Source organism: Amphritea opalescens (assembly GCF_003957515.1).
GTDB classification, from domain to species: Bacteria; Pseudomonadota; Gammaproteobacteria; order Pseudomonadales; family Balneatricaceae; genus Amphritea; species Amphritea opalescens.
The window spans coordinates 225597-237110 of record NZ_RQXW01000007.1 but is presented as its reverse complement, the minus strand read 5'-3'; the positions used below and the strand labels follow the sequence as shown (position 1 = coordinate 237110).

The following is an 11514-nucleotide window of genomic DNA, read 5'->3' as shown; positions in this document are numbered from 1 at the left end:
AACTAAGCAATGAGGTGGGGAGCCCCTCTACACACGAAGTCAGAAAAACTGCTTCAAGGAGCGGGCGGCTTCCCCAGAAACGATTACCAATGATAAATAATCGTTGAGACTAAACATACAAGGAGCCCCTTCTAGGGGCGATGTAAAAGTAACGGAAGATAGGCTTGGTTTGCAGAATGGTTAACTCTCATTAATCCTTTTCCAGATGCCGACGGGTATAGAGGATATGCTCGCTTGCCGCGCTGCGGGCGGCCTCGGCATCACGTTGCATAATAGCCTGATGGATAGCACTGTGTTGCGCACGAATCCCCTCAGGGTAACGGCCATTAGTTTTTAATGTCCGAATCAGCACCCCATAGATGGCATTAAAAAAACGGGTATAGAACAGCTGACTAAAAGAGATAATCAATAGGTGGTGGGAGGACTCGGCAATCATCATATGAAAGCGCAGATCCTCTTTCGCTTTTTCCAGTGTCGTTTCCTGCTGCCGCTGCTGCATCTTTCGATATTCCGCATCCAACGCCTTTAACTGATCATCGGTGGCTCGCTGCGCTGTATAGAAGGCGGCCTCACCTTCCAGCATCGCCCGCACCTCTAACACTTGCCGCTGAAACTCTGGGTTATCCCCCAGCGCTTTCCCCTCACCTAGAGACATATTGAAATGAGGTTCAAGAAGGTTTTTTGCGCGGGTCTTTCCCCCGTGACGCACCTCAACATAACCTTCGGCCTCTAACTGCCCCACCGCTTCCCGCACCGTCGCACGGGAGACTTTTAACGATGCCGACATACGCCGCTGGGAGGTTAACTCAGCCCCCGGCAGTAACGCACCGGTGAATAAACACTCTTTTAGTTGCTGTAACAGATCGTCACTCAAATTCTGCTTCATACAGAGATAACCCTAGGCTTTTGGTCAGACCAGTTTCGAGTGTAACATTTCTTTCCTGCGCTTCATTAACTATCTTGAGTAGCAACAACGCAATAACAAGACTTAATTGCTGACGCCATTTATCCAGCTCTTAAGCCAATAACGATAAAAAACGGTAACTATAAATGCCAAATACATCTTCGGGTCCGCGTGTCGGCCTGTTTGTCACCTGTCTAGCGGATATGTTTCGCCCATCCGTCGCTTTCGCCACCGTAAAACTATTAGAACAGGCGGGCTGCTCCGTCGAGGTACCTGAACGGCAAACCTGCTGCGGCCAACCCGCCTTCAACTCGGGTGACCGGAAAACCACCGCTGAGATCGCCCGACAGACCATCGATGCTTTCGACGGCTATGAGTACATCGTCGCGCCTTCTGGCTCCTGCATCGGGATGCTGCACCAATATCCAGATCTATTCGACTCCGCTGACCCCTATTTTTTGCAGGCTAAATCACTTGCTGCTCGATCCCACGAAATCACTTCATTTCTATTTGATGTATTGCGTTCCGAAGCGCTTGAGGTCCAGCTACAACAGCTGCAATTTGACCATAAAGTCACCTATCACGACTCCTGCGCAGGGCTGAGAGAGTTAGGCATCAAACAGCAACCCCGGCAGCTGCTGAGCCATGTACAGGGCGTCGAACTCGAAGAGATGGATGAAGCGGAAACCTGCTGTGGTTTTGGAGGCACCTTCTGTGTGAAATACCCAGAAATATCTAATCGCATGGTATCGAATAAAACTGACAACATCAGCAATACCGGTGCCCACACCCTACTCGGTGGTGATTTAGGTTGCCTGCTGAACATGGCAGGTAAACTCAAGCGGGAAGGTAAACCGGTTGAAGCGCGGCATATTGTCGAAGTATTAGCCGGCATGACCGACACCCCTGCGATTGGCGAAGCCGATTACAATCTGGCACAACAGCTTTAAGGAGCGAGACCATGCAAATAAACACCCCGTTCTTTAAGCAGCGCGCCCATGATGCATTAGCCGATGAAAACCTACAAAAAGCGTTAGCCAAGCTGAAAACCGGCTTTCCAGAAAAACGCGCCATTGCCGTCGATCGAATGCCTGAATTTGAAGAACTGCGCAACCAAGGGCGTGACCTCAAAAACCATATCATGGAGCATCTCGATCTCTACCTAGAGCAGTTCGAACGCAAAGTGATCGAAAATGGCGGTCATGTTCACTGGGCCAGAACCGCAGACGATGCTAACCAGATCATTCTCGATATCTGCCAGCAGGTGGATGCCAAGACCGTGACCAAAGGTAAATCGATGGTCACCGAAGAGATCGGTCTAAACGACTATCTCGAAGCAAACGGCGTGCAGCCGGTGGAAACCGATCTCGGTGAATATATCCTGCAACTGCGCCATGATCACCCCAGCCATATCATCGCCCCCGCGATTCACCTGAACCTAGAAGATGTTTCCGAAGCCTTTCATGCTAACCACCACCGGCCTAAATCCAACGATCCCGCCGTACTGATGCAGGAAGCCCGAGAGATGCTGCGTGAAAAATTTGTTGCCGCCGATGTAGGCATTACCGGTGCTAATTTCTGTGTCGCCGAAACCGGTTCGACCATTATTGTCACCAATGAAGGCAACGGAGATCTAACCCAAACCCTGCCAAAAACCCATATCGTGGTCACCTCGATCGAAAAAGTCGTACCGACCTTAGAGGATATGACGTTATTTCTACGCTTATTGGCCCGCTCAGCCACCGGACAGGAGTTTTCAGTCTACAACACCCTGTCCACCGGTCCACGTCGAGAAGGCGATCAGGACGGCCCTGAAAACTTTCATGTTGTGTTAGTGGATAACGGCCGCAGTGAGATGATCGGCACCGAATTTCAGGATATGCTGCGCTGTATCCGCTGCTCTGCCTGTATGAACCACTGCCCTGTCTATGGGGCCGTGGGCGGGCATAGTTATGGTTGGGTCTATCCTGGCCCGATGGGCTCGGTACTCACCCCACAGATGATCGGTATCGAAAAAGGAGGCATGTTGCCTAACGCCTCGACCTTTTGTGGTAAGTGCGAATCGGTCTGCCCGGTTAAAATCCCGCTGCCAAAATTAATGCGACATTGGCGTGAAGATGAATTTGAAAAGCACCTGCAACCAAAGGCCGCCCGCTATGGTTTAGCAAGCTGGGCCTTTTTCGCTAAGCGCCCAACTCTGTATAAGCCTTATACCCGTATGGCCAGTTGGCTGATGAAAAGCTGGGCGGGCAAAGATGGCCGGATCAAAAAACTACCGTTAGCCAGTGGCTGGACCGATTGGCGTGACATGCCAGCGCCTCAGGGGAAAACATTTATGCAAGCATGGAAAGAACAACAAAAAACCAAAACGGGAGAACAGCGATGAGCGCGACAATAAAGGACTCTAGCACTCGATCCCAAACCAGCCGTGCCGATATTTTCGCTAATATCCGCCGCGGGCTTAAATCCGATTCGTCAGACACCCAGCGCCAACAGACGGTCGCCAATCGGCTGTCAGCCAAAGCGGATAACCTGATTCCTGCACGCTCACAACTCCCCCCCGCGGAACAGGTCGAGCTTTTCAAAACCATGGCCACGGAAGCTGCCGCCGAACTGATTGAACTGGAGAGTCTGGCAGAAGTACCACAGGCCTGCGCCGATTGGCTGACGCAGCACCATGTCGATCAGCTCAACTGTGCCAGCGATACTGAACTCAGCACACTGGATTGGCAGCCGCTAGACGAGCAGCAGATCGGTCGTAACGAACGGGTGGCACAGGTCGGTGATATTGCCAGCCTGACCTGCAGTTTTACAGGGATCGCTGAAACCGGCACCCTCATGCTGCACTCTAGCGCACAGAGCCCGACCACATTGAACTTTCTACCGGATAATCACCTAGTGGTACTGCACCGCTCGGCGATTGTCGGTTGCTATGAGGAAGCATGGAAAAAGCTGAGACAGACCTTTGGTGAAACACTGCCAAGGACCGTTAATATGATTACCGGCCCTTCCCGCAGTGCGGATATCGAACAAACATTGCAAATGGGAGCCCATGGTCCAAAAACACTGATTATCTTATTCATAAAGGATTAACTCCCTATCCCACACCCCACTCGCTGGCCCCTCGGTCAGCGAGTAATATTAACCGCTTTTTATCACCTCTTTTAAATCCTAAGACCGTCGTTAACCCTCAGTTAAATCTCCCTTAAAATACATTTCAAATATTCGTTTTAAATATCCGCTTTAAAAAAGATGGTCTGTTTAAAACAGCTTAGGGCTACCCCTGTGCTTCAGATGTTTCATAAAAAACAGCGAAATCTACACTAAAAACCAACTAAATCAGCATTTCTAGCACACAGATCATGGTTAGCAATGCGAAAACAGGTTAAAAAGGCCTTTCGTATTCAAACTAACGACCTGACCAAAAGGATGCCTAGATGCAGGCATTGCAGCAGTACAATCGGGCCATTATTTCCCGTCTGAATTTGATCGGTATAGCGGTAACACTGTTACTGCTACACACAACCGCGTCTGCACGAGACCTCAGTTCAGAACCCATCACCCCTATTTCGCCCATCAGTGATCTTAATCAGGCTAAGGTCGATCTAGGTAAAGTCCTGTTCCACGACACGCGACTATCAAGCGACAACAGCATTAGCTGTGCGAGTTGCCACGATCTCAAATCGGGTGGCGCAGACAGCACACCACTCTCTTTGGGTGTTAACGGCACAAAAGGCACAACGAATACCCCCACGGTGTATAACACCCAACTTAATTTTGTTCAGTTTTGGGATGGCCGAGCCGCGAATCTACACGAACAGATTAATGGGCCGGTTCAGAACCCCGTCGAGATGAATACCCACTGGCCTGAGGTGACTACAAAGCTCAGTCAAGACGTTCTACTCAGGCAGGCATTTGAAGCGGTGTATCCAGAGGGCTTAAAGGCCGACAATCTCCGTGACGCGATTGCCGAGTTCGAACGTTCGCTAATCACGCTCAACGCCCCCTTTGATCGCTGGCTAAAGGGCGATGAAACGGCCCTCACCGATGAGCAACAGCAGGGCTACCAGTTATTTAAATCCTATGGCTGCATCAGCTGCCATCAAGGCGCCAATGTGGGCGGGAACATGTACGCTCATTTTGGTGCGGTGAATGATATTTCAGCGTACTTTGAGACCCGAGGCACCCCATTACGCGAAGCCGATCTGGGCCGTTACATCATCACCCATGACCCTCTAGATCGTTACCTATTCAAAGTCCCTAGCCTGCGTATGGCTGCCTATACTGCACCCTATTTCCATGACGGAGCCATCCCCGATTTAGATTCGGCGATCAAAATCATGGGGCGTTTTCAACTAGGTCGTGAGATTCCAAACCAACATATCACCTCGATTAGTGCCTTTATCCGCTCCCTGGCCGGAGAACATCCGGAGTTATCTGAATGATCTGGTTCAAAGCACGTCTCTACCTAACATCTATACTGGCCATCACTTTACTCGGATGGCTATTTTTTTTAGTCCACGACGAACACTCACAAACCAACCAACAGCGTTCAGAAATATTATTGCAGCTGCAGGCCTTTGATAATGCCCTCGACTTAGAAGTGCTTGTCATCAGCTCGATGAGGCAGCAAAACTACGACGAGATCGTCAAACTCACCCAGCGGCTACAACAGCAAGAAAACAACCCTAAAATTGCGGGCCTGTTTAATGATCTACCACCCCCTCTCAGTGATAAGCTACGGCAATATCGCAGCACCCTGCATCAGCGTATAAACTTAGCCGAACAGATCAAAACCCTAGCGGCTGAGGTTCGTAATGGGTTGAACTATATTCCTATGCTTGTCAGTGCCATCGCCGAAAACGATCGCCAATACCTGCTCCCCACCCGAGAGATTGTCAGCCGACTGTACCATTACCATATTTTCAAAAGCGACTTAGACGCGGTGGCATTAAAGGAGAGACTCGCACAGCTAACGAATCCATCCGCTAGCCTACAAGCGCTTAAATTCCATATTAACTCAAGCCTTAGCGCCCAAACGCAATTAAACCAACTGCTGCAAAAATATCAACAAGTCCCCAATAAAGTCGCTTTTAATCAACTCTATAGCGCCTATCTCAGCCACCGAAATAAAGCCACACAGAAAACGGACTATCTCAACTCAGCGCTTATCGGCCTAACAACCGTATTAATCTTACTGCTCTCCTTTCTCTACCTGCATTTAGGCCGCTCTCATAACCAAACAGAACGAGCGCAGAGACGCTTAAAAGACGGTGTCGATAACATTCGTGAAGCCTTTGCCCTATTTGATGCCGACCAGAAACTGATTCTCAGTAACCGTAATTTTGCGCATTACTACCCCTGGGTTAGCGAACTGCTACAGCCGGGTACACCAAAAGCGGTTCTGCAAACCGCTATCGATGCGAAATGTCACTACCAGCAAGACAACGATTCTGATCAGCGCCTTGTTCAGCATACCGACAATGGCCACTATCTTCTGTGTAGCGACAACCCCACTAACGAAGGCGGCGAGGTGTGGGTACGCATTGATATCAGCGACACACGCCATAAAGAACAGGAGCTACGGAAGTTCTCTCGGGCATTAACCCAAAGCCCTGCCGCCGTCGTCATCGCCGATATCAATGGCCTCATTGAATATATCAACCCGAAAGCCGAAGAGGTAAGTGGTTACTCACTTGCAGAGGTGGTCGGCAAAAGTCCTAACGTCTTTAGTTCGGGTGGACTATCTCCCGTCAATTATCAGGTGATGTGGCAGCAGATGTTATCCGGTCAGGCTTGGCAGGGAAACTTTCTCAATCGCCGGAAAAATGGCTCACTCTATTGGGAAGCCGCAACGATATCCGCCGTCAAAGATCCACGCGGTGTCATCACCCACTTTGTTGCGGTTAAAGAAGATATTACCGAACGACGCGCCACCGAAGAGCAGTTGCGGATGAATGCCGCCGTTTTTGAAACCACCAACGAAGGGATCATGATCACCACCCCCGATAGCAAGATCATATCGGTCAACCCTGCATTTACTAAGATAACCGGCTATACCCAGAAAGATGTGGTGGGTAACACGCCACAGATCTTTCAATCGGGTAAACAGCCGAAAGAGTTTTATGAAGGACTATGGCGCTCGTTGGAAAAAAATAATAGCTGGTCGGGAGAGATATGGAATAAGCGTAAAGATGGCAGCCTCTACCCCCAATGGCTGTCCATTGCCGCAGTACAGAATCACGACGGCCTACTAGCACAGTATGTGGCTGTATTTTCCGATATGACCCAGCGTAAAAATGATGAGGAACAGATTCGTCAACAGGCGAATTTTGATGCTCTCACCTCACTACCCAACCGCACCATGCTTAAGCGGGAGCTGACACAGATACAGCAGCGTTGTGACGAGAAAGGCTGCCAATGCGCCCTGCTATTTATCGATCTCGATCGTTTCAAAGCGGTGAACGATACACTCGGACACTCGGTAGGCGACCAAATGCTGCAACAGGTAAGCCTAAGATTAAGCTCCGTTATCCGTGAGCAGGACCTGATCAGTCGTTTCGGCGGCGATGAATTTGTGATTGTGCTGCAGGACCTCGTAGATAGCGAAGAAGCCGCCATGACGGCCAAACGGGTGATTGATATCTTACAACCGCCATTCCAATTGGCCGGACGAACCCTCTATATTGGCGCCAGTGTGGGTATATCCTGCTACCCCAATGATAGCGATAACGGTGAAGTGATGCTGCGTCATGCGGATATGGCGATGTATCTCGCCAAAGACAGAGGCCGCAATCAGTATCAGTTCTTTAATTCACAGATGCGTGAAGAGGTGAAAAACCGTACCGAAATGGAACAAGCGCTACGCCAAGCGATCAACAACCATGAGTTTGAACTCTACTACCAGCCCATCAGTAATTGCCAACAACACAAAGTGATCGCCGCCGAAGCTCTGATTCGCTGGCAACATCCCGAAAAAGGCCTAATCAGCCCCGCAGAGTTTATTCCATTAGCGGAAGAGACCGGCTTAATCCAACCTATTGGGCTTTGGGTACTCCGCCAGAGCTGTGAGCAGATTATCGAATGGCAGCAACAGGGGATCAACGATCTATCGATCTCCGTCAATGTCTCCAGCAATCAACGTTTGCTCGGTTTTGATGCCAAAGTGGCCGCCGAGATCATGTACAGCGTGGGTGTCGACCCCAGCAAGATCATCTTTGAAATCACCGAAAATATGTTTCTCGAAAACTCTACGGAAGCTATTACCTGGCTCAAGGAGTTTAAAGCGCTGGGTTCTAAACTCGCCATCGATGATTTCGGCACCGGCTATTCATCCCTCAGCTATCTAAAACAGTTCCCCATCGATAAGTTAAAGATTGATCAGGCCTTTATTCGTGACCTACCCGATAACCAGGAGGATGCTACCCTCGTGAACGCCATTATTGCGATGTCCAAAAGCCTAGGGTTAGAACTGATCGCCGAAGGGGTCGAAACCGTGGAGCAGCTGCATTATTTACATCAACTAAACTGCCCCAACATTCAGGGTTTCCTCTTTAGTAAACCGGTCAAAGCCGAGCAGCTACCCGCGGTTATTCAGCAGATAAAGGCGGTTTTTCCTCAACTTCTTCCCAGTGACTATGAGATTTAACGATAGGCAATAAAAAACCGCCCACGGGCGGTTTATCCATACTGATCAACACACTATCGACCATCAAACACTCACGTTAATGTTTTGCCCTAACGGAGAACTGGGATCGACCGGCGCCACGGCGGTACTTTCGATTAGCTGTAACGCCATTGCACCTTGCAGGTCTATATTGTCTTTCGCTTTGCCAGCCACCGCCAGAGCAACATCCTGTTGCAGCGATGCCTGCTGATATGCCGACGCCGATGCTGCGGTTAATTCCATAGCGCTCTCCTCCAGTGCTTGTATACAAATGAGTCTAAATGATATCGGCCAGCATTGCCCAATGTTTAGCTATAACTCACTCACCTCTGACAGAGCACCGCAGCGCTGCTCTAGTGCCAACTGAATGAAATCCCTGATACCCGGTAAGCTACGGCGGTTCTTCAACCATACAACATGTTCGATCACTTCGTCACGCGCCTCCAGTATCGGCATCACCCTCAGCCGAGGGTCGGGACGAATATCCTGTTCCAACGCAAAGCCGATACCCAAGCCATGACTGACCGCTTCGGACATATCTAAGCGGCCATCCACCACCACATTACTCGACACCGTCAGCTGAAAACGACCAAACACAGCTTCTAACAGCTGCTGCGTGCAGGCTTCTGGCTTATACAGAATCAAAGGTTCGCCGACTAATTCATTCACCGATAAAGAGCTTTGTTGCGCCAACGGATGATCCGGTCGCAGCACCGCCATGAGTCGATGCGCCGAAAAGGCTAAACGGGACAGTTCACTGTTGTCATCCAGTAGCGGAAACAGACCGATATCAACCTCTCGGTTTAACACCAGCGCACGACACTCTGAGGTTGATACCGACTTGATCTTTAGCGTCGTCTGAGGAAAGCGGCGACTAAATTCAGCCATCAATGGCATAAAAATAATAGATGACGCATTCGCCACATGCAGCGTCATTTTACCGGGCGATAACCTAGGATTGGATAACACCTCAATCGCGGTTTCAAGATCATGATACTGGCGGGTAATTTGATACAGCTGCTTACCCAAATCCGTCGCCTGTACTCCTCGACTAAACCGCTCTAATAGCGGTGCGCTAAAGCGAGATTCAAGTTTGCGAATCTGGGCGGTAATGGCCGGCTGGCTAACCGATAACAGATCCGCTGCCCGCGTAAAATTACCGGTTTTTAAGGTGGCATTAAACGCCCGAATCTCCGCCATAGAGTAATCCATCTTATGCTAACCGTTGCTCAACGGTATTGGCCGAATACTCAGCCATCTGCAACAGATCTGGTAGCCGTTGTTGACGCCCCTTCGGCGAATGCAACAGCGGAATGGCAGCGATAAGCTGCTGAGTATATCCCTGCTGTGGATCGAGGAAGATCTGCCGAACGGTCCCCTGCTCCACCAGCTCCCCTTCTTTCATAACACAGACCCAATCACAGAGGTTTGCGATGACACTCAGGTCATGGGAGATAAACATAATGGTCAATCCCAGTTCGTCTCTTAGCTGTTTTAGCAGTTTAAGAATCTCGGCCTGAATCGACACATCCAAGGCGGCGACGGATTCATCGGCAACGATAAATTTTGGTTTACACACCAACGCCCGTGCAATACTGATCCGTTGGCGCTGACCACCAGAAAACGCATGGGGAAAACGACGCAGATGTTCCACCTCGATATGACACAAACGAGCGACCTCTATCACCCGCTGATCGGTCTCCTCTCTACTTTTCGTCAGTTTCATCGCTTCTAATGGCTCAGCAATAATATCCCGCACGGTCATTCGCGGATTCAGCGAACTATAGGGATCTTGAAACACCAATTGCGCCGTCCGGGCCAACCGCTTGCGCTTAATCGCTTTGGTCGCCCCAAACTTTACTTTCTTTTTCGTATGATGATATTCAACGGTACCGGAGCTGATCGGCGCCGCCCCCAGCATCGCCTTACCCAATGATGTTTTACCGGAGCCACTCTCGCCGACTAAGCCAATAATCTGGCCTTCTGGCAGATCTAAGTTGATATTTTTAACCGCGGTATAGACTTCCCGCTGACGGCCACTCCCCATCGTCGGATAACTGATAGATAGATCGGTCACCGAGAGTAACGGGGCCGGTGTTTTCGCCGGAGCTTGCGGTAAGTTATCAAGGTTAGGTAAGGCATCCAGCAAACGGCGCGTATAAGCGTGTTCCGGCTGAAACAACACCTGATCAGCCATGCCTGCCTCAACCACCTTACCCTGCTGCATCACCGTGACATTATCGGCAATTTTTGACACAACCCCTAGATCGTGGGTGATAAACAACATGGCCATGCCTAACTGTTCCCGCAGCTCCATCATAAGATCGAGCACCTGTGCCTGTATGGTCACATCCAAAGCGGTCGTTGGTTCATCCGCAATGAGCAATTTCGGTTGTGTCGACAGTGCCATAGCAATCATCGCCCGCTGCCGCATCCCACCCGATAGCTCAAATACATATTGATCAAAACGTTTAGCGGGGTCCACAATGCCAACACGGTCAAACAACTCAATCCCCGCCCGACGCGCTTGGTCTTTGTCATAGCCAAGATGAATCTGCATGGTTTGAATGATTTGATCGCTAATACGAATCGCAGGGGCAAAACTAGCCATCGGTTCTTGAAAGATCATCGACACCGCATTACCGCGCACCAAGCGTAGATCGCGGCCACGCAACTTCAACACGTTAACGGCTTGTTCCCGATGGTTTAAGGTAATCTGACTCGGGTGCTGAATAATGGCATTCCCCGGCGCCAACTGCATAATGCTCTTCGCGGTGATCGACTTACCCGAACCACTCTCACCAACCAAGCCCATCACTTCACCGGGACGGATACTTAGACTCAAGTTATCCACCGCGCGAACAAGCCCCTCATCGGTATTAAAATCGATACTCAGATCACGAATTTCGAGCAGGTTTTCACTGATTTTCTGATTGATCATCAT

Annotated in this window: 9 protein-coding genes; 5 read left to right on the top strand and 4 right to left on the bottom strand. The window is 50.1% G+C overall.

The window, feature by feature from the left end; translation table 11 throughout:
* Positions 1-190: 190 nt before the first annotated feature.
* A complete protein-coding gene (locus EH243_RS10175; protein WP_126158543.1) occupies positions 191-886 on the bottom strand; it encodes a FadR/GntR family transcriptional regulator in 696 nt (231 codons plus the stop codon).
* A 164-nt stretch (positions 887-1050) separates the two neighbouring features.
* Between EH243_RS10175 and EH243_RS10170 the strand changes: the two genes are divergently transcribed.
* The 5 genes from EH243_RS10170 (at position 1051) to EH243_RS10150 (ending at position 8552) form a co-directional block, all read left to right on the top strand.
* Positions 1051-1854, top strand: a complete 804-nt coding sequence (locus EH243_RS10170) for a (Fe-S)-binding protein (RefSeq protein ID WP_126158542.1) — start codon at positions 1051-1053, stop codon at positions 1852-1854.
* Positions 1855-1865: 11 nt separating this feature from the next.
* The gene (locus tag EH243_RS10165) at positions 1866-3290 is read left to right on the top strand and encodes a LutB/LldF family L-lactate oxidation iron-sulfur protein (RefSeq protein WP_126158541.1); all 1425 of its coding nucleotides are present in this window, start codon (positions 1866-1868) and stop codon (positions 3288-3290) included.
* Positions 3287-3997, top strand: a complete 711-nt coding sequence (locus EH243_RS10160; protein WP_126158540.1) for a LutC/YkgG family protein — start codon at positions 3287-3289, stop codon at positions 3995-3997. Before EH243_RS10165 ends, EH243_RS10160 begins: the two co-directional genes overlap by 4 nt.
* A 344-nt stretch (positions 3998-4341) precedes the next feature.
* On the top strand, positions 4342-5349 hold the full coding sequence (locus tag EH243_RS10155; RefSeq protein ID WP_126158539.1) for a cytochrome-c peroxidase: 1008 nt from the start codon (positions 4342-4344) through the stop codon (positions 5347-5349).
* Positions 5346-8552, top strand: coding sequence for an EAL domain-containing protein (locus tag EH243_RS10150; protein ID WP_126158538.1), 3207 nt, complete (start codon positions 5346-5348; stop codon positions 8550-8552). The genes EH243_RS10155 and EH243_RS10150 overlap by 4 nt, the downstream gene beginning before the upstream one ends.
* Positions 8553-8615: 63 nt before the next feature.
* Here the strand turns inward: EH243_RS10150 and EH243_RS10145 are convergent, their stop codons facing one another.
* The 3 genes from EH243_RS10145 to EH243_RS10135 all read right to left on the bottom strand — a co-directional run bounded on the left by EH243_RS10145 (position 8616) and on the right by EH243_RS10135 (position 11514).
* The gene (locus EH243_RS10145) at positions 8616-8813 is read right to left on the bottom strand and encodes a putative motility protein (protein ID WP_126158537.1); all 198 of its coding nucleotides are present in this window, start codon (positions 8811-8813) and stop codon (positions 8616-8618) included.
* 69 nt (positions 8814-8882) lie between these two features.
* Positions 8883-9782 carry a LysR family transcriptional regulator gene (locus EH243_RS10140; protein WP_126158536.1) on the bottom strand — a complete coding sequence of 300 codons (900 nt, stop codon included), beginning with the start codon at positions 9780-9782 and terminating at the stop codon, positions 8883-8885.
* 1 nt (position 9783) lies between these two features.
* The gene (locus EH243_RS10135) at positions 9784-11514 is read right to left on the bottom strand and encodes a dipeptide ABC transporter ATP-binding protein (protein ID WP_126158535.1); all 1731 of its coding nucleotides are present in this window, start codon (positions 11512-11514) and stop codon (positions 9784-9786) included.